Origin of the sequence: Leptotrichia wadei, from assembly GCF_007990545.2 — a bacterium.
In the GTDB taxonomy this organism is placed as follows: domain Bacteria; phylum Fusobacteriota; class Fusobacteriia; order Fusobacteriales; family Leptotrichiaceae; genus Leptotrichia; species Leptotrichia wadei.
Genome location: NZ_AP019829.2, coordinates 1,843,819 through 1,870,714, shown reverse-complemented (window position 1 = coordinate 1,870,714; position 26,896 = coordinate 1,843,819). Strand labels below are relative to the sequence as shown.

Genomic DNA, 26,896 nt, shown 5'->3' with positions numbered 1-26,896 from the left:
TTTACTTGGATAAAAAAGATAATTAGAAAACTAAAGTTTGTGAAAAAAGAGAGGAATGGTGGAAGGGATGAAACTGGATAATTTTGAAAAAATTGAAAATTATGAAGCAGAAAGAGAAAAAAAAGAGTTGGATTTTATTATAAATCTTACAAGGGAAGCATTGACTGATCCTGAAAAGGAGAAGGAGTGGAATGCAGTTAGAACTTCATTTGCACTTTATACTGAGGGAAGAAAAAAAGGGACATATATGATAAGACCTCGTTTTTTTGAAAGCAAGATTGACATTGAAGATTTTGAGTATTTGCTAGATACTGTACAAAAATACTCTGATAAAAGGCTTCATCTTACAACTAGACAAGATTTTCAGCTGCATGGAATAAAAAAGAAAAATTTGCCAGATATACTGGAAACTATTTCAAAAAGAGACTTTTTTACAAAAGCAACTTGTGGAGATTCAACTAGAGCGGTAATTACACCAGAAACAACCGGATTTGAAGAAGAAGTCTTTGATGTTTCGCCTTATGCAAAAATTACAACAGATTATATTTTAGACGGCCGTACATTTATGCATTTGCCAAGAAAATATAAAATTGCTTTTTCAAATAAGGAAGAAAACTCTCTTTATGTAAAAATAAACGACATTGGATTTCAAGCGGTAATTCAAAATGGAAAAAAAGGATTTCGTGTGTATGTTGGCGGAGGAATTGGACCGATTTCAACTAATGCCATTGTTTTAAGAGAATTTATTGAAGAAGATGAATTTTTATATTACGTTCACGCAATAAGAAGTGTATTTAATGATCACGGAAACCGTAAAATTCGTGCAAGAGCAAGGCTTCGTTATGTTTTATTAAATTTGGGAGAAGAAAAATTTTTGGAATTATGTAACGAATATATTTCTAATTTCTATGCTGAAAAAGGGGACAGTCTTAAAATTTATACGAGAAAATTGCTTGATGAAAGAGAAATTTTGGATAAAGAAAAGAAATTGAAAAAAATAGAATTATTTTCCAGCGAAGAAAATACAGATGAAAGCATTAAAAATGATGAATTTGTAAAAAGCGACAGAAATATTGTGGCTGGAAAGTATAAGGGAGAATATGGATATTATTTAAGACCTGCAAGAGGAAATATTTATAAGGAAGATGGAGAAAAATTAATTAAGTTTGTAAAAAGTTTAAATTATAAAGTTGAATTGAAACTTACAAGTTTTCAAAGTATTTTGGTAAAAGGATTAAAAAAAGAAGATGTTTTAAAATTAAAAGAAATTATGGAAGAATATTATGGCGGAAATGAATTTTTCAACTCATATTCTTGCATTGGAAGTACAACTTGTAATGTTGGTATTTTAGATACTCCGCCGATACTGGACTATATTTTTAAATATTTTGAAAATGAGGAAAAAAGGGAGCTTACAAATTATTTGCCACAAATAAAGATCGCTGGATGTCCAAATTCCTGTGCGACACCGCAGATAGCGAAACTTGGATTTAGTGGAAGAAGAAAAAAAGACGGAGAATACTTTGCAATTTTTGCAAGAGGAGAATTTACAGGTAAAACTGTCAAGCTGAATGAAATCGTGGGAGAAATAAAGGCAAGTAAAATTCCATATTTCCTTGAGGACATTGCAAATATCATAAAAGAGGAAAATATTGAATTTGAGGAGTTTGTACATGAAGAAAGGTTTATTGAGCTGATAGAGAAATACAAGGAATTTGAACTTGAAGTGGTTGATTTCAATGATTTCCGTAAAGCTGATATGGAAAGGGCGTGGTAGATGAATGTATGTGGAACTAAAAAATATTAACAAAATGTACAATAGCTACAAAGCGTCAGACAATATAAATTTAGGCATTAGAAAAGGAAAGCTGGTGGCTTTGCTAGGACCAAGCGGAAGTGGAAAATCCACAATTTTACGGATGATTGCGGGATTAGAAACACCTGATTCTGGGGAAATTATAATTGATGGAAAAGTCGTGAATGATGTTTCACCTAGTAAAAGAGGAATTGGTTTCGTTTTTCAGAATTATGCGTTGTTTCGTTATATGACGGTTTTTGACAATATCGCTTTTGGGTTGAAAATTGTGAAAGAGAAAAAGTCTGTTATTAAAGAGCGAGTGGAGAAATTGATGGAACTTGTAAATATTAAAGGGCTTGGGAAACGATATCCAAATCAGCTTTCAGGGGGACAGCGGCAACGAGTGGCATTTGCAAGGGCATTAGCTCCTCATCCTGAATTATTGCTGTTAGATGAGCCTTTTGCTGCAATTGATGCTAAAGTTAGGCAGGAACTTCGGAACTGGCTACGTGAAACAATTGACAAAGTGGGAATTACGAGCATTTTTGTAACGCACGATCAGGAAGAGGCAATAGAAGTGGCGGATGAAATCATTGTAACAAATAAGGGAAGAATCGAACAAATTGGAAGTCCAAAAGAAATTTATTCCAATCCCAAAACAGCATTTGTAGCCAAATTTATGGGAAATCCAATAGAATTGGAAAATATAAACAGATTTAAAGGTTTTGAAAACTTAAAAAATGGACAAAAAGCAATAATTCGTCCAGAAAACGTAAGTATTATAAAGGCAAATGAAAAATTTAGATATTCAGCTTCAACAGAGAGTGGAATTGTTAAATATACATTGTTTCGTGGAAAAGAAGTAGAAATTGGTGTACAAATAAACGGAATTTTGATAAAAGGAAACCGAAAAATTGAAGAAGATGCTGTATCTGTGGGAGAAGAAGTCAATATCTACATATATCGTGCCTATGCCTTTGGGAAAAATGAGGAAGTGGAAATTGTGGAAAATGAAAATACAAGAAATCAAAATGATGTAGTTATTTAAAAAAACTGAAAAAAGATTTTTTATATAATATTTAAGTTAATTTGTCTTTGAACTTTTATAGAATATTTATTTAATTAATAATAATTTTTAATTAAAATAACAGTTTATAACTAAATTAAAAATGTCGTGATTTTTTAAAAATAAAAATTACTGTCTGAGCAAAGCGAGTTTAATTTTTGTTTTCAAAAAATGCTTAGACAAGCGGGGATTGTAAAGGGGATGGCGATTGATCCCCTTTACGTTTAGAAAAAAGAAAAAGTATAAAAATTATTAGGAAAGATATTTTTAATAACAATAATCTATAACAGTAAAATTATAAAAAAGTAAGTTTATAGAATAAGCTAAATAGATGTAAGTTGTGAGGTAATTTTATGGTAGAGAATAAGGCTGACAAAAATAAAAATAATAAAGAAAGAAAAAAAATTGAAATAAAGGAATTGGAAACGGATGTATTGATTATTGGTGGGGGGACTGCTGGATGTTATGCAGCGATTACGCTTGGAAAAAATTCTGATTTATCGGTAATTGTGGCAGAGAAGGCGAATATTAAGAGGAGCGGGTGTCTTGCGGCTGGGATTAATGCAATAAATGCGTATAATGTGAAAGGGCGTGTGCCACAGGATTATGTGGATTATGCGGCAAAGGATGCCAATGGAATTGTGCGGCACGATTTGTTAATTACTGCTGCGAATAGATTTAATGAGATTACCGCTGAAGTGGAAAAGTTGGGGCTTGTGATTTTGAAAGATGAGAATGGAGAGTATGTTGCACGTGGAAATAGAAATATAAAAATAAATGGAGAAAATTTTAAGCCGATACTTGCTGATGCTGTGAAAAAGACAAAAAATGTGAGAGTTCTGAATACACTTAATATTACGGATTTGCTTGTGAAGGACGGGAAAGTTTATGGCGCGGTTGGATTTTCTATAAAAAAAGAAGAAGCTATTGTGATTAGGGCGAAAAAAGTGATAATTTCGACTGGAGGAGCGGCTGGACTTTATAAGCCTAATAATCCTGGATTTTCAAGGCATAAGATGTGGTATCCGCCATTTAATACAGGGGCAGGATATGCAATGGGAATTCTGGCTGGAGCAGAAATGACAACTTTTGAGATGAGATTTATTGCTTTGAGATGTAAGGACACAATTGCGCCAGTTGGAACGATTGCTCAAGGAGTTGGAGCGAAACAGGTAAATTCAAGAGGGGTGGTTTATGAGGACAAATATGGGCTTACGACTAGTGAGCGTGTTTATGGAACTGTGCGAGAAAATCAACTTGGAAATGGGCCTTGTTATCTAAAGACAAGTGGAATTAGTGAAGAAGAAAGTGAAAGTTTGTTAAAGGCATATTTGAATATGGCGCCAAGTCAGACATTGAAATGGATTGAAAGCGGAAAGAATCCGAATGAGCAGGATGTTGAAATTGAAGGGACAGAGCCGTATATTGTCGGAGGGCATACTGCAAGCGGCTTTTGGGTAAATACGAACAGAGAAACTACAATTAATGGGCTTTATGCGGCTGGAGATGTAGCTGGAGGTTGTCCACAGAAATATGTTACAGGTGCATTGGCTGAAGGTGAAATTGCGGCGCTTGACATAATTTCAAAGTTAGCTGATGAAAAAAATATTAATTGTGGAAAAATTGATGAAAATGTGGAAAACTTCTTGAATGAACAAAAAAATCAAATTATTAATCAGTATGAAAAAATAAGAAATACAGAAGCCAAAAGATTTTCAACGGAAGATATGGAAGAAGGGATGCAAAAAATTATGGATGAATATGCAGGTGGAATCTCAACAAACTATCAATTTAATGAAAAGCAGCTAAATTTGGCAAAACAGAAAATTGATCAGCTTATAGAGCTTTCTGATGAGCTTTCGGCAGAAAATATGCATGATCTAATGTTTGCTTATGAGCTGAAAGAGAGATTGATAGTGTGTAAATCGCTAATTGAGCATCTTTTTTTCAGGAAGGAAACGAGATGGCATTCATTTAATGAGAATCTGGATTATCCTGAAACTGATGAAAACTATTTTAAATATGTGAATTCGAGGTTAGTTAACGGAGAACTGGAAGTATTTACGAGGGAAATTGTTAAGGAGGAGAAATATGAGCATAGTAATTGATCCGTATGTGTGTATAGGATGTACAAAATGTACGTTGGTATGTCCAGGGACTTTAATTGAAATGCAGAAAGTGGATGACATGAAAATTGAAAAGGCGGTTATGCAATATCCGAAAGATTGCTGGGGCTGTGTTTCCTGCGTGAAGGAATGTCCGGTTCAGGCAATTTCATTTTTCCTTGGGGCAGATATTGGCGGAAATGGAAGTACGATGACAACTAAAGAAGAAGGAGATGTTCTGAAATGGATTATTGAAAAAAGGGATGGAACTGTGGAGGAAATTGATATAAACAGGAAAGATGCGAATAAATATTGATGAAATTTAATAAAAAATAAAAAAAGAAAGGGTGATTTATATATGAATGAATTATCTCATTTAGATGAACTGGAAGCGGAAGCAATATATATTATTCGGGAAGTTGCGGCTGAATGTGAGAATCCTGTCATGCTGTATTCAATTGGTAAGGATAGCTCGGTTATGCTGCATTTGGCAATGAAGGCATTTTATCCTGAAAAGCCGCCTTTTCCGTTTCTTCATGTGAATACTGGATGGAAATTTAAGGAAATGATAAATTTTCGTGACAGAAGAGCAAAGGAGCTTGGGATTGAAATGATTGAGTATATTAACCCTGAAGGAGTTGAAAAAAATATTAATCCGTTTGACCACGGAGCTTCATTTACAGATATTATGAAAACACAAGCGTTGAAACAGGCACTTAATAAATATGGATTTACTGCGGCATTTGGTGGAGGTCGTAGAGATGAGGAAAAAAGTCGTGCTAAAGAAAGAATTTTTTCATTTAGAAATGCAGCACAAGCATGGGATCCTAAAAATCAACGTCCAGAAATGTGGAAACTTTACAACACAGAAATTAGTAAAGGTGAAAGTATTAGAGTTTTCCCAATTTCCAACTGGACTGAAAAAGATATTTGGGAGTATATTCAAAGGGAAAATATACCGATTGTTTCACTTTATTCGGCGGCAGAACGTCCTGTTGTAGAAAGAGATGGAAATTTGATAATGGTTGATGATGAGAGAATGAGACTGGAAGAAGGCGAAGAGCCTGAAATTAGAATGGTTCGTTTTAGAACTTTAGGAGATTATCCGTTATCAGGGGCTGTGGAGTCAAATGCTGTAACTTTGGAGGAAATAATAGATGAAACGCTAAGTTCGGTGGAATCTGAAAGAACAAGCAGGGTTATTGACAAGGACAGCGGAGCGGCAAGCATGGAAAAAAGAAAAAGAGAGGGGTATTTTTAATGGTAAGATTATTGAAATTTATAACTTGTGGGAGTGTGGATGACGGAAAATCGACGTTAATTGGAAATATCCTTTACAATTCTAAACTGCTTTATGCGGATCAGGAAGAAGCGTTAATTTTAGACAGTAAAGTCGGTTCACGTGGAGGAAAAATCGATTATTCGCTGCTTTTAGATGGATTGATGGCTGAAAGGGAGCAAGGAATCACAATTGATGTGGCATACCGGTATTTTACAACAAATAAACGGAGCTTTATTGTGGCTGATACGCCAGGGCATGAGGAATATACTCGAAATATGGCGGTTGGAGCTTCTTTTGCGGAAGTTGCGATTTTACTTCTGGACGTTACAAAAGGAGTACTTGTACAGACAAGGAGGCATGCGAGAATTTGCTCGATGGTTGGAATACGGCACTTTATCTTTGCAGTAAATAAAATGGATTTAGCAAAATATAGTGAAGAAAAATTTAACAAAATTGCTGATGAAGTGAAGGAATTAGCGAAGGAACTGGAATTAGAAAATATAAAAATAATACCTGTGAGTGCTACGGAAGGCGATAATGTTACGAAAAAATCTGAAAATATGGACTGGTATAAGGGCGAGAGCATTATAGAATATTTGGAAACAGTGGATGTGACAGAAAATAACGAAAATTCAGACTTTTATATCCCAATCCAGCGTGTATGCCGTCCAAATCATGAATTTAGAGGATTTCAGGGGCAAATTGAAAGTGGAATTATACGAACTGGAGAAGAAATCACTGTTTTGCCAAGTAATGAAACTGCGACTGTCAAAACGATTTTAAATGGAGATAAAAATGTAGAAGAGGCATTTTCTGGACAGGCTGTTACAATTCAGCTGGACAAGGAAGTGGATGTGAGCCGTGGTTCTGTTATCACGAAAAATAAAAATCTTCCAGTTGCAAAATCGGTTGAAGCTGTATTATTGTGGATGGATGATGACAAATTGACAGTTGGAAAGGAATATTTGGCAAAACTTGGAACAAAGAAACTTTCCGCAATATTAAAGGAAATTGTATATAAAATTGATGTGAATACAGGAGAAAAAATTGAAACACAAAGTATCACAAAAAATGAAATTGCATTTTGCAAAATTGAATTTTCAGATAAAGTTATTGTTGATTTGTTCAAAAAAAATAAGGCTTTGGGAGAATTGATACTGATTGACAGGCTTTCACATCAGACTGCCGCTGCAGGAGTAGTGGAAAATATTGATACAATTGGAGAAAAACCTTATTTTGAAAAGGATGACATAAAAATTGACGGATACATTTTTGAAGAACTATATTTCGATTTTGAAAATGCGAGAATGTCTAAAGAAGGAACAAAAGAAAGAACATACCATGTTGGCGACGAAGTGCCTCAAAAAGGAGATAGTTTTGAATATCCACAATATTTTGACGTTATATCACTTGAAAGTGAGGCGGCAGTTTTAGTGCGAGACTGTAAAATTTTTGATATTGTTAAATTGGAAGATTATCATTTTACAGGACTGCCAATATTAGACACAGCAGGATTTGGATTGCAGATTAAAACTAGGGAAGATATGAAAAATTATCTTTTAGATTACAATCAAAATGTAAATAAAGTGGAAATTCACAAAAAATGGGCAAAATTTGAAACTTACAGAAGAGTAGTAAGTGGGGATAATTTCTATATGATTTAATATTAATCGGATTATTGAATAGACAGATTTCATAAAAAGGGGAATGTGAACATGTTAAAGAAACTGAAAATACCAGTAATATTTGCTATAATTGTTATTTTTCTTTATTTTATCGGAATTATGCGGCAAAACAGCAAATCTGGAAAAAGTAGGAAAAAATTGGAAATTGTAAATGTTTCCTATGATCCTACTCGTGAACTGTATGAAAAGTATAACAAGCTGTTTATAGAATATTACAGGCAAAAATATGGACAGGATGTGAAAATTTCCCAATCACATGGAGGCTCAGGCTCACAGGCACGTTCGGTAATTGAAGGGCTTGATGCGGATGTGGTAACTTTGGCACTGGAAAATGATGTGGCACTTCTTGAGAAGGTAGACTTGCTTGAAAAAGACTGGGTAAACAAATTTCCGGGAAGCTCTTCTCCGTATACCTCTACAATCGTTTTTCTTGTAAGAAAAGGAAATCCGAAAAATATTAAGGATTGGAACAGTTTGACAGAAAAAGGAATAAAAGTGATAACACCTGATCCGAAAAGCAGCGGTGGAGCTTGCTGGAATTTTTTGGCGGCGTGGTCATACGGACGTGAAAAATTTGGAAATGATGAGTATAAGATTCAAAATTTTGTGAAAAATATTTATGACAATGTGGCAGTAATGGATTCGGGAGCAAGGGCAGCAACCACGACTTTTGTGGAAAATAATCAGGGAGATGTACTGATTGCGTGGGAAAATGAGGCGATTGCTACGATTAGGGAGTATCCTGAAAAATATGAGATTGTCTATCCGAGTGTGAGTATTTTGGCACAGCCTACAGTAGCGGTAGTTGACAAAGTTGCAAAAAGCAACAGGACTTATCAGATAAGTACAGAATACTTGAAATATCTGTATTCAGAAAAAGCGCAGGAAATAATCGCTGAAAGTGGCTACAGACCCTACAATCAGAAAATTCTAAAAAAATATGAAAATAAATTTGACTTGAAGATGAAACTAACAAAAATAGATGATTTTGGTGGCTGGAAAAAAGCCTATGAGAAATTTTTCAATGAAGGTGCATTATTTGATAAAATTTATGAAAATTAGAAGTATAAATTATTTCAAAATTAAATAGCAATAATACTTGTGCAGCAAAGGTTCATTGTCAAAAGTTTTTTTTTAACATAAGAGAATAGGCAAAAAATTTTTTAATTGGAGATATTGTTATAAAAGGAGTGAAAAAATGAAAATATTAGCATTAAGAAGAAAAGAGCAGTCTGTAATTCCAGGATTTGGACTGACATTTGGAATATCGTTGACAATGCTGTCAATCTTGATATTAATTCCGCTGGCCTCGATATTAGTTTACTCCTTTCGCCTATCACCTTCTGAATTTTGGAAACTTATAACAGAAAAACCAGTTTTGAATGCATTTTTTACAAGCGTCATCTGTTCATTTATCGCTGCCGCTGTAAACTGTGTTTTCGGAGTAATTTTAGCGTGGGTGCTTGTAAAATATGACTTTTTTGGAAAAAGATTTTTAGACGGAATGCTTGAATTGCCTTTTGCCTTGCCTACTGCAGTTGCAGGAATCACACTTTCAAAAATGTATTCTGATACTGGGATGGTTGGAAAATATTTTGCAAAAATTGGGATAAAAATTTCATATACTCACATTGGGATAATAATTGCCTTAATTTTTGTAGGAATTCCTTTCGTGGTAAGAGCAGTTCAGCCAATTCTGGAAAAGCTAGACAATCAGTACGAGGAAGCGGCATACATCTTAGGTGCAGACGGGAAGACGACTTTTTGGAAAGTAATTTCCCCTGAAATAAGACCTGCTTTGTTGACAGGATTTGGACTTGCCTTTTCAAGAGGGCTTGGAGAATATGGAAGTGTAATTTACATTTCAGGAAACAGCTTGAAAGAGCATACACAGGTTGTTTCCTACGTAATTATGCAAAAATTAAATTATGTGGATTATCCTTCTGCAACTGTAATTGCTCTAGTTATGCTAATATTTTCATTCATACTTTTATTTTTAATAAATTTAGTACAAATGAACCAGTTCAAGCGGACAAATAATGTTTAGGAAAGGGGAAAGAGTGATGGATAAAAAAAATAATATTATAAAGTATGTATTAATAGCAGTAAGTATTTTGTTTGTCGGTATTATGTTAGTATTGCCGCTAATTGCAATTATTGTAAATTCGCTTCAAAAAGGCTGGGCATTTTACATAAGAAGCTTAACAGATAAATACGTCCTTTCAGCTTTGAAAATAACAGTAATTGCAACAATATCAGCATTAATTATAAATACTTTTTTTGGAGTGGCGGCAGCATGGCTTCTCACAAAGTTTTCATTTCGTGGAAAACATATTTTGGCAACGCTAATAGACATCCCTTTCTCGATTTCTCCAGTAATAGCAGGTCTTGCCTTCATTATGACCTTTGGAAGAATGGGCTGGGCAGCACCTTATATTGAGCATCTAAATAAATTTTTTGTACTTGACATAAAAATAGTATTTGCAATTCCAGGAGTAATTTTAGCTACTGTATTTGTAACTTTCCCTTTTATTTCAAGAGAAATCGTTCCGATTCTGAATGCACAGGGAAAAGATGAGGAAGAAGCGGCTGCATTAATGGGAGCAGACGGATTCACAATTTTCAGAAAAATAACATTACCACAAATAAAATGGGGACTTTTTTATGGAATTATCCTTTGTACAGCAAGAGCGTTAGGAGAATTTGGAGCAGTAAATGCATTATCAAAAGCGAGAGGAAAAACATTTACTTTACCACTAGAAATAGACGCTTTATACCTATCAGGCTCATCAGAGTCAATAGTATCAGCATTTGCAGTATCTTCACTTTTGGTAATAATTTCAATATTTATTCTGATTATAAAAAATATTATTGAGCATAAATCTAAAAATAAATTTATTAAGTAATTTATTTTTATAATAGGGTTGCTTGATAGTTAATTCATAATCATTCAACTAAATTGTTTTTTATTATTTTCTGTATATTTTAGTTAATAAATATTTTATTATATTACTATGTTTTTCCTTTTTTATTTTCGTAGGATTGCTCATTGCCGCAAATCCTACAACCTATGGCTAGTCTACGACATTTTTCTGAACTGAAAAAAAACTCGCAATGCTCAAACAGTTTTGCCAGCACAGAAAAATGCTCCGACGGATTAATTTATACTAGAATCTGTTTAAAAAATGCTTAGACGAGCTGGGATTGCAAAGGGGATGGCAACTGTTCCCCTTTGCTTTATAAAAAAAAGAAAAAATATAAAAATTACAGAAAAAATCTTTATTAATAACAATTTTATAAAAATTAAAAATAATTATTTATATGTCTAAGAATAAAATTTATTGAGCTTATAAATAGTGTATTTACAAAAAATAAAAAATAATAGAAAGAAAAGTTAAAAAGTAATTGCAAATTTGGACTAGAAAATATATAATTATATATAGCTAGAATTTTATAAATGCAAGTTAAGTAAATAAATTATAAAATTCTTTAATTTGGAGGGAAAAATGACAAAAAATATGAAAACAATGGATGGTAACCAAGCTGCAGCTCATATAGCTTATGCATTTACGGAAGTTGCTGGAATTTATCCGATTACTCCGTCATCAACTATGTCAGAGCTTGTAGATCAATGGGCATCATACGGAAAGGAAAATTTATTTGGAATGCCGGTAAAGGTTGTGGAAATGCAATCGGAAGCTGGAGCTGCGGGGATTGTACACGGATCGTTGCAAACTGGGGCTTTGACTACGACGTTTACTGCTTCTCAAGGATTACTGCTAAAAATACCTAATATGTATAAAATAGCTGGGGAATTGCTTCCAGGTGTAATGCACGTGGCGGCAAGGGCTATTTCTGCACAGGCGTTATCAATATTTGGAGATCATCAGGATATTTATTCTGCTAGAATGACAGGATGGACCATGCTTGCGACAAGTTCGGTTCAGGAAGTTATGGATCTTGCTGGAATTGCACATTTAACAGCAATTAAGTCGAGAGTACCCGTAATGCATTTTTTTGATGGATTTAGGACTTCGCATGAGATAAATAAAATAGAGGTTATGGATTATGAGTTTCTTGAAAGCCTGCTTGATAAAAAAGCTGTTCAGGAATTTAGGGAAAGAGCATTAAATCCAGAAAATCCTGTAACAAGGGGAACAGCTCAGAATGACGATATTTATTTTCAGGCAAGGGAAGCCCAAAATAAATTTTATGAAGCTGTACCTGATATTGTAAATGACTATATGAAAAAAATTAGCGAAAAAACAGGACGGAACTATGCACCTTTTGTTTATTATGGCTCAGAAACTGCTGAAAAAGTTATTATTGCAATGGGGTCTGTAAATGAAACAATAAAGGAAGTTGTGGATTATCTGAATAAAAATGGAGAAAATGTAGGTGTGCTGAATGTTCACTTGTATCGTCCTTTTTCCAGCAGATATTTTTTTGATGCAATGCCGAAAAGTGTGAAAAAAATCGCTGTACTTGACAGGACAAAGGAGCCTGGAGCATTGGGTGAGCCATTATATATGGATGTAAAGGCACTTTACTATGGACGTGAAAATGCACCTGAAATTGTCGGTGGAAGATATGGACTGTCATCAAAGGATACAACGCCAGAACAAATTATAGCAGTGTTCAAGAATATTGCACAAAAAGAGCCTAAGAATAATTTTACAATTGGAATTATTGATGATGTGACATTTACATCCCTTGCACTTGAAGATGAAGTTTTCACTGGAAATGAAGATGTAAAAGAGTGCTTATTTTACGGACTTGGTTCAGATGGGACAGTTGGAGCGAATAAAAACTCTATAAAAATTATTGGAGATAAAACAGATTTGTATGCGCAAGGTTATTTTGCGTACGATTCAAAAAAAGCAGGAGGAGTAACAAGATCACACTTGAGATTTAGCAAAAATCCAATTCATTCTACTTACTTAGTTACAAGACCAGGTTTCGTAGCATGTTCAGCACCTGCATATCTTGGAAAATACGATATGATTTCAGGATTAAAAGAAGGTGGAACATTCTTATTAAATACAATTTGGGATAAGGAAAAATTAGTCAAAAATATTCCAAATGAGATAAAAAGAGAATTAGCAAGAAAAAAAATCAGATTTTTTATCATAAATGCAACAAAATTAGCTAAAGAAATTGGATTGGGAAATAGAACAAATACAATTATGCAATCAGCATTTTTCTATCTTTCAAAAGTAATTCCACACGAAGAAGCAAAGGAATATATGAAAGAATATGCCCAAAGAAGTTACGGAAGAAAAGGAAAAGATGTAGTTCAGAAAAACTGGGATGCAATTGACAGAGGGGTTGATGGATTAGAAGAAGTTGAAGTATTGCCAGAATGGGCAGATCTTGAAGTTAATGAACAAATCATTGAAGCGGCAAAACCTGAATTTATAAAGAAAATTGTAGATCCAATAAACCATATGAAGGGTAACGAGTTACCAGTTTCATCAATTATAGAAAATGGAATGGTAGATGGAAGTTTTCAACCTGGAACTGCAAATTATGAAAAAAGGGGAGTAGCCTCAGAAGTACCAGAATGGCAGCCTGATTTATGTATACAATGTAATCAATGTGCTTATGTTTGTCCACATGCTGTAATTAGACCATTCTTATTAGATGAAGAAGAAATGGCAAAAGCACCTGAAGGAATGCCAACAATAAAGGCTTTGGGGCGTGGAATGAATGATTTGAATTATAAGATTCAAGTATCGCCTTTGGATTGTACAGGATGCAGTGCTTGTGTGGATGTGTGTCCTGCTCCACGTGGAAAGGCGATTGTTATGAAATCTACTCAATCTCAAATTGAAAAAAACGAAGTTGAGTATACAGATTATTTGTTTAATAATGTTTCATATAAGGACAAAATTTTAGGAAAAAATACAGTAAAAGGTTCACAATTTGCAAAACCGTTATTTGAGTTTTCTGGAGCTTGTGCAGGCTGTGGAGAAACACCGTATATTAAGTTAGTAACACAATTATTTGGAGAGAGAATGATCGTAGCAAATGCGACTGGATGTTCTTCAATTTACGGAGCTTCAACACCATCATCACCGTATACAACTGGAGAAAGTGGTTGTGGACCTGCGTGGGCATCTTCACTATTTGAAGACAATGCTGAGTACGGATATGGGATGTTTCAAGCTGTAAATACAATTCGGCACAGAATTTTGAAAAGGATGAAAGAGGTAAAAGAAGATGTTTCGCCAGTACTTGCTGAATTGTTCAATAAATTTGCAGAAAACTTTGATAATGGAGATAAAACTACTGAAATACGTGATGAATTAGTAACAGCATTAGAAAAAGAAAATGCTGAAAATGCAAATGAAAAAGTAAAAAATAATATAGATGAAATTTTAGAATTAAAACAATACTTAATTAAAAAATCTATCTGGATGTTTGGTGGAGATGGATGGGCCTATGATATTGGATTTGGTGGACTTGATCATGTTCTAGCTTCTGGAGATGATGTAAATATTCTTGTGCTTGATACGGAAGTTTATTCAAATACAGGAGGACAATCGTCGAAATCTTCAAGAACTGGAGCAGTTGCAAAATTTGCAGCTTCAGGGAAACCAGTTAAGAAAAAAGATTTGGCTGCAATATTAATGACTTATGGAAATATTTATGTGGCAAAAGTGTCGATGGGAGCGAATCAAAATCAGACATTAAAAGCGATAAGAGAAGCGGAATCCTACCCAGGACCATCAATAATAATAGCTTATTCACCTTGTATTGAACACGGTATAAAGGCTGGTATGGGTAAATTCCAGACAGAAGAAAAACTGGCAACAGAAGTAGGATACTGGCCAATTTTCAGATTTGATCCAAGATTAGCTGAAAGAGGAAAGAATCCATTTCAATTGGATACAAGAAATCCAGCTTGGGAAAAATATGAAGAATTCCTGTTAGGTGAACGAAGATATGCGACTTTAGCTGCAGAATTTCCTGAAAAGGCAAAAGAATTATTAGAAATAAATTTAAAAAATGCTAAAGATAGTTGGAATTATTATAAACGTTTGGCAGCAATGGATTATTCAATAGAAGAGTAAATCTATGGTTTTAATTAAAATATGATTTAAACTTTTTGTGAGAGAATCCCCTTTATTTTAGGGGATTTTTCTTATTTTGAGAAAATATTTAAAATAGTTGGGATTTATTTTGATAAAAAAATGTGGTAAAATTATTAGGTATTCAGATAAATGGTTTAAACTATATTGTGATTTTTTTTTAAATAAGAATTATTAATTTGAATACTTAAAGGGAAAGTTGTAATAATAAAAATAAAGTTTAAAATAAGAGGGGAAAAAATTATGAGAAAAACTAAATGGGCTGCGAAAATTATTCCTAATCCACGACAGGAAAGAGAATATATTGAAAGGGATAATAAACAGAATGTTGATGATAGGACCAAAAAAATAAAACAGAGTGGAAATAAAAAACAAATTGTGGAAGGTTCAAATTTAAATTCATTTATTGATAGTGATATTTTAAAAATACTTTATTCGCGGGGGATAACAAGTGAAAAGGAAGTGATTAAGTTTTTAAATCCTAAAATGGAGAATATTCAAAATCCTTATGGGCTTCAGGATATGGAAAAAACGGTTTTGGAAATTGAAAGGGCGATAGAGGAGAAAAAGAATATTTGGATATTTGGGGATTACGATGTAGATGGGATTACTTCAACTTCGATTTTGTATATGGCTTTGAAGGAACTTGGAGCTGAAAATGTGAATTATTATATTCCAATTCGGGATGAAGGATATGGATTGAATAATGAGGCTTTGAAGAAAATAAAAGAATCTGGGGCAGATTTGGTAATTACTGTGGATTGTGGAATTACAGCATTTCCTGAAGTGGAGTTTGCAAATTCTATAAACTTACCAATAATTATTACGGATCATCATAATTTGCATGGTGGAAAACTTCCATCTGCTATTGCAGTTGTTAATCCGAAACGTCCTGAAAATAAGTTTTCCTTTGAGTTTCTGGCGGGAGTTGGGACTATTTTTATGGTGATTCTTTGTCTTTATGAAAGAATTGGGAAAAAAGTAAAAGCATATAAGTATCTCGATTTGGTGGCAATTGGTACGGTTGCAGATATTGTGCCACTTGTCCAAGAAAATAGAATTTTGACTAAATTTGGGTTAGAGCAGCTTAATCGTTCAAAAAATAAGGGGCTTAGATTTTTGTTATATAAATTATTTAATACACAAAATTCGGATTTTAATGAGAAAACTGAGTATAATTCGTATGATGTGGGATTTGTTATAGCACCTGTGTTTAATGCGGCTGGAAGACTTAAAGATGCGAAAATGGTTGTAAAGCTTTTGATTTCTGATAATGACAGGGAAATTGAGATAATCGTAAAGGAACTTATTAATAAGAATTTTGAGCGGAAAGAACTGCAGAATGAAATTGTGGAGAAAGTGGAAAAGCATATTGAAGAAAGCGATTTGAAGGAAGATTATGTAATTGTAGACTATTCACCTGAATATCACCACGGAGTAATTGGTATAGCGGCTTCCAAAATTGTGGATAAATATTACAAGCCTGCGATTATCATTGAAGTGAAGGAAGATGAAGGGATAGCGGTTGGATCTTGCCGAAGTATCGGGAATTTTAACATTTTGGAGGCGTTGCAGTCGATGCCTGAACTTTTTTTGAAGTTTGGGGGACATTCTGGAGCGGCTGGATTTACGATTGGAATAAAAAATTTGGAATTATTTAAGGAAAAAATTAATAAATTTGCAAAGACAAAACTGAAGGAGGAGGATTTTGTAAAAATAATAGAAATTGACAAGCAAATTCCGATTCAAAAAGTTTCTTATGAATTTTTTCAAGTGATAGAACTTTTAAAGCCGTTTGGCTTCGGAAATCCAATGCCAACTTTCAGGACAAATAATGTGCTTTTTGAAAATATAAAGTTCATTGGAGAAAATAAGAATCATATAATGTTTGACATAAAGCAGAAAGGATTTTTTAGCAGAAATGCTGTCTGGTTTAATTCTGGAGAGTATTTTAAGGAACTGAATGAAAATTTATTTTATGATATTGTCTACAAATTGAAGACAGAGATGTTTCAGGACAGATATTATACGAAGGTGTATATTGAGGATGTGAAGGTATCACAGCTGAAGGATGATACTTTGTCTTATTATCATTCGCTTTTTAACACATCTTTTCCAATGAAGTCAATTTTCTATACGAATATTGAGCTGGATTTAGAAAAGAAAATTACGATGAAAATGGAATTTGATCAAGTTTCACTTTTTCAGGGGAGAAAATTTATTGGACGGCTTGATTATAGTATTTCAAATTTGTTAATATTATTGAATCAGTATTATAATTGGAATTTTACTGTGAAAATTGAAGATGTAAAACAGACTGCAAGTCATAGTATTGTAAATATTTTGGTAAAAAAGGATTATAGTTTTAAATGTTATGACCATACACAAGTTGGAATTTTTAAAAAAATAAAAGAATTTTTAATTGGAGAAATGGAATATAATTCACAAACTAAAAGTTTACTTTCTCAATTTTTTAGACAAAATAAAAACTTGATTATAAAAAATATATTTAATGAAGAAGAAAAATATAAATATAAAATGTCAGACTTTGAAAACTTTTTGCTTACAATTGGAATATATTATAAAAAAATGACCAATAAAAAAAGTCAGATTATAATAAATTCTGAAAAAAAGTCAGTTTTTAATAATTTTATAAAATCATATTTTGATATAAATGAAGAATATTTGGAAAATGATTATCCATTTACATTATTTTACAATTATAAAAACACACAAGAACTGGAAAATATTATAAAATCGTATTTTTCAATGCAAAATGAAATTGGTTATGAAACTATTGAAAATATTCAAAATTTTGAAATTAATGAGAATTTTGAAACTGAAGAAGACCTGAAACTGTTAGAGTATAAAAAAATTGAAGAAATTGAATTAAAAAATAATCAGGCAGAAAACCCAAATGAAAATTATGTAAAAATTGGAGAAGATAATCAAAAAAAAAATCAAAATGTAGAAAATACTAAAAATTTAAGTGAAAGTAAAACTGAAGATGAAAATAAAAGTAAGGAAGTGGAAAAAAGATTTTGTGTAATAGTAAATTCTGAAGATTTTATGATAAAGACGGAAAAGTTAGATAAAAGCAATATTAAAGAGCTGAATATTCAAATTGAAGTTCCTGAAAATATAGTATTTTTACAGGATTCTACAAAAAAGGAAAGAAAAAATGCAAAAAATATTTTTTTGGAATACTTGCCGATTGAGAAAAAAATTATGTTGAAAAAATTGCTGGAAGATGGAGAAAAAATTTTTTCTGATTATTCAGTTAATGAGATTTTATGAAAATAAGGAGAAAATGTATGGAAAAATTAAAAAAGGCTATTTTGGTTTACAATCCAAAATCTGGAAATGCCAATATGATTTTAAGCAATTTTGATTTGATCACGACAAAATTGTTGGAAAAAGGGATTACATTGACACTTTATAGTATAAATAAGGATTATGACCTGTTTACAGAGATTTTAAAAAATGAAAAATATGATATTTTGATTTTATCAGGTGGAGATGGAACATTAAGCCGTTGTTTAAGCGAACTTTACTCTAAAAATATTAAATTTCCAGAAGTTGCAATATTTCCAACGGGAACATCAAACGATTTTGCAAAAGCATTGAAAATTGAAGAAAATATTGAAAACTGGATAGAGAAAATTACAGATAAAACTGCCAAAAATATTGATTTTGGGTTAATTAATGGGAAAACTGTATTCCTGTCCTCGTATGCTGGTGGACTGTTTACCAAAATTTCCTACAATACAGACAAGACACTGAAAAAAACGTTTGGGAAAGTTGCTTATTACATAAATGGACTTGGAGAACTTACAAATATAAAGACTTTTGACTTGGATATTGTGCTGGATGGGAATAAAACAATTAAGGAAAAGGCTATTTTATATGCGATTCTGAATGGAAAAAGTGTTGGCGGATTTGAAAATGTAATTGATGAAGCCAGTATGAATGACGGATTTATGGATATTCTAATCGTAAAAAACATTGACAATCCGATGGATATTCCAAAAATTCTAATCGACTTAATGAACAGCAATCTGACAAATAACGATTATATCCGAACTTTACAAGCCAAAAAATGTGAAATAAAAAAAGTTGTTGAAGAAATTGATGTAAGTATTGATGGAGAAGAGGGGGAAAATATGGATGTAAAAATTGAATTTATTAACGGAAAATTAAAAATTTTTTGCTGAAAAAATGATATAATAATTTTAAATAAAAAAACCTGTTCAGGTTAGTGTAAAATTAAAAATGCGGGAAAAGGGCTTTATTTTTTAATTGAATAGGACTTTTTTTGTATATAATTGTCTATCATGGAATGTAACCTTGATTACACTTTCTTGAACAGGAGGTGGTAATAATGGCAAATTGGGATTTGACTGTTTTGGCAGTTATAATCATATTGTTTTTGATTTTTAACAGTCAAAAATAACAGTTAAATTCTTGTTTTATTGTCCTCACTTTTGCCTGTCAATTGAATTTAGCTGGCAGTTTTTTTGTAATTTTTAAAATTATGTTATTAATGAAATAAAATAGATTGATATTAGAAAATTTTGTTGCAAGGTTAAAATATGAAATGTCAGATTATGATAAAAAAAGAAAATTTAAATTTTCAATAAATTTTGAATAAAAATGTTTTGAATTTTTTCAAAAATATGGTATAAATATAGTATATAAAAAATTTAGAAAGGTATGGAGGAGAAATTATGAATGGATATTTTAGTCTTGTTTTGCATGCACACTTGCCGTATGTAAGACATCCAGAGTACGAAGAATTTTTAGAAGAAGATTGGTTATACGAAGCGATTACAGAAACGTATATCCCTTTACTAGAAATGTTTGAAAATTTAACAAGAGATAACATTCCTTGGAATATAACTATTACAATGTCTGGAACTCTTGTAAATATGTTAAATGACGGTTTATTACGTGAAAGATATCTTCGTCATATAAATAAATTAATCGAATTCTGTGAAAACGAAGTGGAAAGACTAAGTCCATATCCTGACATGCTAAATGTTGCAAAACATAATTTATGGTTCAATACGAGAGCAAGACAAGTATTTGAAGAAAAGTACAACAAAGATTTAGTGGGGGCATTTAGAAAATTTCAAGATCAGGGGAACTTAGAAATCATTCCAGTTACAGCAACACATGGATTTTTACCAGTTATGAAGGATTATCCTGAAGCAGTAAACGCTCAAGTGCTTATGGCAAAAAAAGATTATATTAAAAATTTTGGAAGGGATCCAAAGGGAATTTGGCTAGCTGAATGTGCTTATTATCCAGGACAAGATAAATTCTTGGAAAAACACGGAATAAGATATTTCTTAGTTGATGCGCATGGAATTATGCATAGTGATCCACGTCCAGTTTACGGTATTTATTCACCAGTTTATACTAAGAATTATGTGGCTGCATTTGCCAGAGATTTGGAATCATCAGAACAAGTTTGGAGTTCTGAATCAGGGTATCCAGGAGATGGACTTTACCGTGAATTCCATAAGGATGCAGGATATGAACTTGACTATGAACTTGTAAAACCTTACTTGCACAGTGATGGAGTAAGAAGAAACATAGGAATAAAATATCATGCAATAACAGATAAGAAAGGAACTTATAAAGCAGTTTATAATCCGCAGGCAGCAGCAGATAGAGCAAAAGAACATGCTTATAACTTTGTATTCAATCGTTCAAAACAAATCGAATTCCTTGCTTCAAAAATGAAATATAGAAAACCTATCGTAGTATCGCCTTACGACGCTGAATTATATGGACACTGGTGGTATGAAGGGCCTATATTCTTAGAATGGGTATTCAGAGCAATAGCTGAATCTGATTTTTCTACAATAACACCATACAAATATTTACAAAAATACCCTACAAACCAAATAGTTGACGTAAGTATGTCAAGCTGGGGAGCAAATGGTTATTACGACGTTTGGATAGACGGTTCAAATGATTATGCATACAGACATTTACATAAGGCTGCGCAAAAAATGATAGAATTGGCAAATGGAAGAGAGCCTCACAATGAATTGGAATACAGAGCATTAAATCAAGCTGCAAGGGAATTGTTAATGGCACAAACTTCTTGCTGGGAATTTATAATGTATACAGGAACAATGGTTGGTTATGCTCACAAAAAAATAAGTGATCACATTCATAGGTTATTCAAAATTTACGAAGATTACAAGAATGGCAACTTGGATGAAAGCTGGTTGAGAGAAATTGAAAGTAGAGATAATATTTTCCCAGAAATGGATTATAGAATTTATAGAAGTGATTGGCTATAAATTTTAATACTTTCATTAAATGTAATGAGTAGCTTTGAATTTAAGGAAAGCAATAAAAGATCTTGAATTTCTTATATTTTAAAAATTATTAATAAATTTTATAGATAAAAAGATAACTAGGAATAATAAATTAAGGAGTGTTTTTAATAAAGCATTCCTTTTTAATATTAATAAATTTTATTTGATTTTGAAGGAAAATTAGGATAAAATATATCTGATATTATTTTATATTTAAATAATATACTTATTTTGAAATTATATGTAATTGTAACAAATTAGGTGTTAGTCAAAGAAAATTAATTTTTTGTAAAAATAAAAAAATAGAAATGAGGAAAGATGGATAATAAAAATTTATTAAAGGGAACAATGGTTTATTCTCTTATGAATTTAGTTACAAAAATGGGTTCATTTGTGTTTTTGCCAATAATAACGAGATTGCTGACACAGGAGGAATTTGGGATTGTAGGAACGTTAGCTCCGATTACGTCACTATTTACAGTAATTTTAGGGTTGGGGTTATATAATGCTCAGATGAAAAAATATGTGGATTTGAAGGAAAATGAAGATGAATTTGGAAGCTATATGTTTTCTTCAACTTTGATAATAGTTGTTTTTAATATTTTGACATATATTTTTTTATTTACGCCAATGGCTCAAAAACTGTTTTCATACATTGTGAATTTAAGCAAAGTAAGTTATTATCCTTTAATAATTGTCAGTATTTTAATTGCCACAGCGAATGCCTTTAATAATCTCTCAACAACTTTATTTAGAATGAAGAGAATGTATATGAAAGTAGCAATAGGAAGTGTTATAAGTCTTTTTACAACTTATATTTTAGCAATTTATTTTATAAAATATTTGAAATGGGGAGTTTTTGGAAACCAATTTGCAAATTTAATTGCATTGCTTATAGTCTTTTTATTTTATTTTAAAGATTATTTTGGAAAATTTAGATTTAAGCTGAATTTTGATTATGTGAAATATTCACTGCGAAATGGATTGCCACTTATTTTTATTGAACTTACAGACCAAGTTGTAAATTTAAGTGACAGACTTGTTTTGGCAAAATTTGTTTCGCTTGCGGTGGTTGGTGGATATACGCTTGCCTTTACTGGAGGAAGAGTTTTATCAGTTGTTACGGGATCTTTTGTAAATAGCTGGACACCAGAGTTTTACGAGGCTATGAAGGAGGATAAGACAAATCCGACGATAACAAGAAGTGTGGAAAATTTTATTGCGATTATTTCATTTGCCTGTGTAATTGCACAATTATTTGCTCCAGAAGGAATAAAATTAATATTTCCAAAAAGTTATTATCAGGCGATTAATTATATGCCATTAATTTTGGCTGGAATTGTAATACAGGCATTATTTTGTCTAGATTATTTTTTCCATTTTCACGAAGACAGTATATACATTTTTTATTTTACAATGTTTGCAATGATATTTAATTTAGCTGGAAATATAATATTTATACCGAAGTTTCCTGAAATTGGTCCGATTATTGCGGCATGGACTACATTGTTTGCCTTTTTGTTCAGGGCGATTATGGAAATGATGATTATAAGAAAAAAATATAAGATTTCATTTAATTATAAAAAATTATTTTTATATTTCATAATTATCGTGAATCCTGTTATATTTTACTTGTCAAATGATCAGATCTCAATAGTAAAATTTGGTTTGAAAATAGTGTATTTAGTAATAGTAACAAAATTGCTTGTAAATAAAGAAGTTTTAACTAAAATTATGAATCTTGTAAATGGAATAAAAAGAAAAATTATGAAACAATAAATTTTAAATTTTTGGAAAATAAGGGGAATTAGAAAATGAAATTTACAGTTTTTACACCAACTTTTAATCGAAAGGAACTGCTTGAAAAATTGTATAAATCGCTTCAAAAGCAGACTTTTAAAGACTTTGAATGGCTTATTGTGGATGATGGTTCTACTGATGGAACTAAAGAAAAAGTAAAGAAATTTTTGTGTGAAAAGAAGTTGGATATAAAATATTATTTTAAGGAAAATGGCGGTAAGCAGAGGGCTTATAACTTTGCAACGGAAAAGGCGAATGGGGAACTTTTTATTTGTCTTGATTCAGATGATGAATATGTGGAAAATGGGCTTGAAATTATTTTGAAATATTGGAAAAAATATGAAAAGAATGCCGATATTGCTGGAATGGGATATTTGTCGACTTATCCAAATGGGGGAATTATCGGCTCTAGTTTTCCAGAAAAGGAAATGATTTCGACACAATTTGAAATTTATAATAAGTATGGAGTTAAGGGCGATAAGGGGATTATGTTCAGAACTGAAATTATAAAAAAATACAAGTTTCCAGTTTTTGAAGATGAGAAGTTTATTACGGAAGCAGTTGTTTATAATAGAATTTGTGAGAAATATAAAATGGTTTACGTAAATGAGAAAATTGAGATAAAGGAATATCAGGAAGATGGGCTGACTGCGAAATATAATAATTTACTGTTGAGGAATCCGAAAGGGCAGGCACTTTATCACAATGAAATAAATTCTCAAAAGTTGACTTTTAAGCGGAAAATTTTAAATAATGCTGTTTATTATAAATTTTGCAAAGTGGCGGGCTATAAATTTAGAAAAATATTTAAAGAAAGCAAAAATAAATTATTTTTAATATTTGCAATTCCAGTTGGGGAATTTATGTGGAAAAAAGTTAAGTTGTAAAAAATAGGAGAAATAAAAATAAAAAATGGATAAAAAATTAGATGACAAAAAAGTTGTTGTTGGAATGAGCGGCGGGATAGACAGCTCTGTTGCCGCTCTGTTGTTAAAGCAGCAAGGATATGAAGTAATTGGAGTTACATTAAAGCATTTGCCTGATGAACTTTCGGAAAATCCAGGGAAAACGTGCTGTTCTTTGGATGACATAAATGATGCGAGGTATACTTGTTATACTTTGGAAATTCCCCATTATGTTTTAAATGTTGTGGAGGAATTTAAAAGAGATGTGATGGAATATTTTGTAAAAATGTATAATGCAGGAAAAACTCCCTCGCCTTGTGTGATTTGCGATGAAAAGGTGAAAATAAGAAAACTTGTGGAATTTGCTGATAAAATGGGAATAAAGTACATTTCAACAGGGCATTATTCAAAAGTTAGCCCAAATAACGTGCTTTTGTGGGATAAAAATAACAGAAAAGATCAGTCTTACATGCTTTATCGGCTGGATAAGGAAGTAGTGGAGCGATTTTTATTTCCACTTTCAGAATATAAAAAATCAGAAGTTCGAGAAATTGCGAGACAAAACGGAATTCATACACACAATAAGCCAGATAGCCAAGGAATCTGCTTTGCTCCGAACGGATATATTCCATTTTTGAAAAAAGTACTTGGAAATGATGTGAAAAAGGGGAACTTTGTGGATAAAAGCGGGAAAATCATTGGAGAGCATATAGGTTATCAGTTTTACACCGTTGGACAGCGACGTGGGTTGGGGCTTAATTTGGGAAAGCCGTTTTTTGTGCTGGAACTTCGGCCAGAAACAAATGAAGTTGTCGTGGGGGATTTTGAAGAATTGCTAGTAAAGGAAATTGAAGTGATAAATTATAAATTTCATTGTGGTTTGGAAAATATAATTGGAGTAAAATTAACTGCACGTCCAAGATTTTCTTCAAGAGGTCTGACTGGGAAATTAAAGATTTTAGAAGATGAAAAAAATAAATTAATTTTTGAATTTGATGAAAAGACTCATGAAAATTCTGAAGGGCAGCATATTGTATTCTATTTGGAAAATGAGATTGTTGGTGGAGGAGAAATAAAAAATATTTGACAAAAGTTTGAAAACATGATAAACTTATAAAAGTCAAGTGGCGACATGGTCGAGTGGCTTAGGCAGAGGTCTGCAAAACCTTGTACACCAGTTCGAATCTGGTTGTCGCCTCCATTAATAAATTACCAATAATAATTATATTAATAACTACTTTATGTAGTTATTTTTTTGTTTTATAAAGATTTTTTCTTTTTTGAATTTTGGAGTGAAAATATGATGAAGATTTAAATCAGAATATTATTTTTATTATTATAACTTAGAAGAGAAACATATTTATTTATTAAAAAGGAGTCTTAAAAATCTACTATTTAAATGAGGAATAGCATAATATTTCCAAAATTAAAATAAATATGATAAAATATACTCAAATGTAATTTTAGTTTAAATTAAGTAAAATAAGGAAAAGAGGAAAGCAAAAATGAATACAAATAATTCCAAAAAAATTTATGAAAAAGCAAAGGAATCGATACCTGGTGGAGTAAATAGTCCAGTTAGGGCATTTCAATCTGTCAATAACGAATATCCGATTTTTATTAAAAGTGGAAATGGGAGTAAACTTTATGATGAAGATGGAAATGAGTATGTGGATATGATTGGGTCTTGGGGACCGATGATTTTGGGGCATAATTATCCACAAGTTTTGAAAGTTGTGAAAAAGGAGCTTGAAAAGGGAACTTCGTTCGGGTTGCCTACGAAAAAGGAAGTGGAATTGGCGGAGCTTGTGAAAAGCTGTTTTCCGTCGATCGAAAAATTGAGATTGACTACTTCAGGGACGGAAGCAGCTATGGCTAGTGTGAGACTCGCTCGTGCATTTACTGGTAAAAATAAGATTATAAAGTTTGAAGGATGTTATCACGGACACTCGGATTCGCTGTTAGTTAAGGCTGGATCAGGGCTTTTGACTTTTGAGCATCAGGATAGTAACGGAATTACTGAAGGCGTTGTGAAGGATACGATAACGTTGCCTTTTGGGGATTTTGAAAAGTTAAAGGAGACTTTGGAAAATGATAAGGATATTGCGTGTGTGATTATTGAACCAATTCCTGCAAATATGGGAATTATTGAAACAGAAAAGGAGTACTTGGAAAAAGTGCGTGAAATTACACAAAAGGAAAATATTGTTTTAATTTTTGATGAGGTAATTTCAGGATTTAGAGTTTCATTGGGAGGAGTTCAAAAAGTGTTTGGGATTACGCCTGATTTGACTATTTTGGGGAAAATTATTGGCGGTGGCTATCCAGTTGGCGGCTTTGGAGGAAAAAGAGAAATTATGGACTTAATTTCGCCTGTCGGAAATGTCTATCATGCTGGAACACTTTCTGGAAATCCGATTTCAGTTGCGGCGGGAATAGAAACTATTTCAATTTTAAAGGAAAATCCTGAAATTTATGAAAGTATAAATAAAAAAACAGAAAATCTAGTAAATAAAATTAATGAATTAATAAAAAAATACGATGTTCCAGCAACTGTAAATTATTTTGGAAGCCTTTTTACAATATTTTTTGCAAAGGAAAAAGTAAAAACCTTGGAAGATGCAATGAGTACAAATAGCGAATTTTACAGCATATATTTTAACACAATGTTAGAAAATGGTGTAATTGTGCCACCTTCAAAATATGAAGCGCATTTTGTTTCTTATGTTCATAATGATGAGGATATGGAGAAAATATTGGCTGGTGTGGAAAAAACTTTTGAAAAAATTGCTAAAAAATCTGGAACTATACCCAAATATATTTAAA

At 32.1% G+C, this 26,896-nt stretch carries 17 protein-coding genes and 1 tRNA gene; all 18 read left to right on the top strand.

Annotation, left to right across the window (positions count from 1 at the left end; all coding sequences use genetic code 11):
- Positions 1-67: 67 nt before the first annotated feature.
- Positions 68-1,777 (top strand): nitrite/sulfite reductase, encoded by a 1,710-nt coding sequence (locus FVE73_RS08570; RefSeq protein WP_039782658.1) that lies wholly within the window; start codon positions 68-70, stop codon positions 1,775-1,777.
- 4 nt (positions 1,778-1,781) lie between these two features.
- Positions 1,782-2,846, top strand: a complete 1,065-nt coding sequence (locus tag FVE73_RS08565) for a sulfate/molybdate ABC transporter ATP-binding protein (RefSeq protein WP_018499673.1) — start codon at positions 1,782-1,784, stop codon at positions 2,844-2,846.
- Between the two features lie 371 nt (positions 2,847-3,217).
- The gene (locus FVE73_RS08560; protein ID WP_018499672.1) at positions 3,218-4,972 is read left to right on the top strand and encodes an adenylyl-sulfate reductase subunit alpha; all 1,755 of its coding nucleotides are present in this window, start codon (positions 3,218-3,220) and stop codon (positions 4,970-4,972) included.
- Positions 4,956-5,285, top strand: coding sequence for a 4Fe-4S dicluster domain-containing protein (locus tag FVE73_RS08555; protein WP_006805883.1), 330 nt, complete (start codon positions 4,956-4,958; stop codon positions 5,283-5,285). The genes FVE73_RS08560 and FVE73_RS08555 overlap by 17 nt, the downstream gene beginning before the upstream one ends.
- A 42-nt stretch (positions 5,286-5,327) precedes the next feature.
- Positions 5,328-6,230 carry a sulfate adenylyltransferase subunit CysD gene (gene cysD / locus FVE73_RS08550; RefSeq protein ID WP_018499671.1) on the top strand — a complete coding sequence of 301 codons (903 nt, stop codon included), beginning with the start codon at positions 5,328-5,330 and terminating at the stop codon, positions 6,228-6,230.
- Entirely contained in the window at positions 6,230-7,915 is a 1,686-nt protein-coding gene (locus tag FVE73_RS08545) for a sulfate adenylyltransferase subunit 1 (protein ID WP_018499670.1), read from the top strand. The genes cysD and FVE73_RS08545 overlap by 1 nt, the downstream gene beginning before the upstream one ends.
- 51 nt (positions 7,916-7,966) lie before the next feature.
- The gene (locus FVE73_RS08540) at positions 7,967-8,998 is read left to right on the top strand and encodes a sulfate ABC transporter substrate-binding protein (RefSeq protein ID WP_018499669.1); all 1,032 of its coding nucleotides are present in this window, start codon (positions 7,967-7,969) and stop codon (positions 8,996-8,998) included.
- 136 nt (positions 8,999-9,134) lie between these two features.
- Entirely contained in the window at positions 9,135-9,983 is an 849-nt protein-coding gene (cysT, locus tag FVE73_RS08535; protein WP_018499668.1) for a sulfate ABC transporter permease subunit CysT, read from the top strand.
- A gap of 16 nt (positions 9,984-9,999) precedes the next feature.
- Positions 10,000-10,842, top strand: a complete 843-nt coding sequence (locus FVE73_RS08530; protein WP_232058507.1) for a sulfate ABC transporter permease — start codon at positions 10,000-10,002, stop codon at positions 10,840-10,842.
- Between the two features lie 600 nt (positions 10,843-11,442).
- Complete coding sequence (gene nifJ / locus FVE73_RS08525) at positions 11,443-15,012, top strand: pyruvate:ferredoxin (flavodoxin) oxidoreductase (protein ID WP_018499666.1); 3,570 nt, start codon at positions 11,443-11,445, stop codon at positions 15,010-15,012.
- Positions 15,013-15,273: 261 nt separating this feature from the next.
- Complete coding sequence (recJ, locus tag FVE73_RS08520; protein WP_018499665.1) at positions 15,274-18,327, top strand: single-stranded-DNA-specific exonuclease RecJ; 3,054 nt, start codon at positions 15,274-15,276, stop codon at positions 18,325-18,327.
- 17 nt (positions 18,328-18,344) lie between these two features.
- Positions 18,345-19,244 (top strand): diacylglycerol/lipid kinase family protein, encoded by a 900-nt coding sequence (locus FVE73_RS08515; RefSeq protein WP_018499664.1) that lies wholly within the window; start codon positions 18,345-18,347, stop codon positions 19,242-19,244.
- Positions 19,245-19,757: 513 nt separating this feature from the next.
- A complete protein-coding gene (locus FVE73_RS08510) occupies positions 19,758-21,347 on the top strand; it encodes a glycoside hydrolase family 57 protein (RefSeq protein ID WP_018499663.1) in 1,590 nt (529 codons plus the stop codon).
- Between the two features lie 336 nt (positions 21,348-21,683).
- Entirely contained in the window at positions 21,684-23,144 is a 1,461-nt protein-coding gene (locus FVE73_RS08505) for a lipopolysaccharide biosynthesis protein (protein WP_018499662.1), read from the top strand.
- Between the two features lie 35 nt (positions 23,145-23,179).
- Positions 23,180-24,052, top strand: coding sequence for a glycosyltransferase family 2 protein (locus FVE73_RS08500; protein ID WP_018499661.1), 873 nt, complete (start codon positions 23,180-23,182; stop codon positions 24,050-24,052).
- Positions 24,053-24,077: 25 nt separating this feature from the next.
- Complete coding sequence (gene mnmA / locus FVE73_RS08495; protein ID WP_018499660.1) at positions 24,078-25,157, top strand: tRNA 2-thiouridine(34) synthase MnmA; 1,080 nt, start codon at positions 24,078-24,080, stop codon at positions 25,155-25,157.
- 39 nt (positions 25,158-25,196) lie between these two features.
- A tRNA-Cys gene (locus FVE73_RS08490) sits at positions 25,197-25,271 on the top strand.
- Between the two features lie 304 nt (positions 25,272-25,575).
- Entirely contained in the window at positions 25,576-26,895 is a 1,320-nt protein-coding gene (gene hemL, locus FVE73_RS08485; RefSeq protein WP_018499659.1) for a glutamate-1-semialdehyde 2,1-aminomutase, read from the top strand.
- Position 26,896 lies beyond the last annotated feature (1 nt).

What these genes read in the sequence shown, in the direction of transcription:
- FVE73_RS08570 (WP_039782658.1), top strand. Translation starts at nt 68, where the DNA reads ATGAAACTGGATAATTTTGAAAAAATTGAAAATTATGAAGCAGAAAGA.
- FVE73_RS08565 (WP_018499673.1), top strand. Translation starts at nt 1,782, where the DNA reads ATGTATGTGGAACTAAAAAATATTAACAAAATGTACAATAGCTACAAA.
- FVE73_RS08560 (WP_018499672.1), top strand. Translation starts at nt 3,218, where the DNA reads ATGGTAGAGAATAAGGCTGACAAAAATAAAAATAATAAAGAAAGAAAA.
- FVE73_RS08555 (WP_006805883.1), top strand. Translation starts at nt 4,956, where the DNA reads ATGAGCATAGTAATTGATCCGTATGTGTGTATAGGATGTACAAAATGT.
- cysD (WP_018499671.1), top strand. Translation starts at nt 5,328, where the DNA reads ATGAATGAATTATCTCATTTAGATGAACTGGAAGCGGAAGCAATATAT.
- FVE73_RS08545 (WP_018499670.1), top strand. Translation starts at nt 6,230, where the DNA reads ATGGTAAGATTATTGAAATTTATAACTTGTGGGAGTGTGGATGACGGA.
- FVE73_RS08540 (WP_018499669.1), top strand. Translation starts at nt 7,967, where the DNA reads ATGTTAAAGAAACTGAAAATACCAGTAATATTTGCTATAATTGTTATT.
- cysT (WP_018499668.1), top strand. Translation starts at nt 9,135, where the DNA reads ATGAAAATATTAGCATTAAGAAGAAAAGAGCAGTCTGTAATTCCAGGA.
- FVE73_RS08530 (WP_232058507.1), top strand. Translation starts at nt 10,000, where the DNA reads ATGGATAAAAAAAATAATATTATAAAGTATGTATTAATAGCAGTAAGT.
- nifJ (WP_018499666.1), top strand. Translation starts at nt 11,443, where the DNA reads ATGACAAAAAATATGAAAACAATGGATGGTAACCAAGCTGCAGCTCAT.
- recJ (WP_018499665.1), top strand. Translation starts at nt 15,274, where the DNA reads ATGAGAAAAACTAAATGGGCTGCGAAAATTATTCCTAATCCACGACAG.
- FVE73_RS08515 (WP_018499664.1), top strand. Translation starts at nt 18,345, where the DNA reads ATGGAAAAATTAAAAAAGGCTATTTTGGTTTACAATCCAAAATCTGGA.
- FVE73_RS08510 (WP_018499663.1), top strand. Translation starts at nt 19,758, where the DNA reads ATGAATGGATATTTTAGTCTTGTTTTGCATGCACACTTGCCGTATGTA.
- FVE73_RS08505 (WP_018499662.1), top strand. Translation starts at nt 21,684, where the DNA reads ATGGATAATAAAAATTTATTAAAGGGAACAATGGTTTATTCTCTTATG.
- FVE73_RS08500 (WP_018499661.1), top strand. Translation starts at nt 23,180, where the DNA reads ATGAAATTTACAGTTTTTACACCAACTTTTAATCGAAAGGAACTGCTT.
- mnmA (WP_018499660.1), top strand. Translation starts at nt 24,078, where the DNA reads ATGGATAAAAAATTAGATGACAAAAAAGTTGTTGTTGGAATGAGCGGC.
- hemL (WP_018499659.1), top strand. Translation starts at nt 25,576, where the DNA reads ATGAATACAAATAATTCCAAAAAAATTTATGAAAAAGCAAAGGAATCG.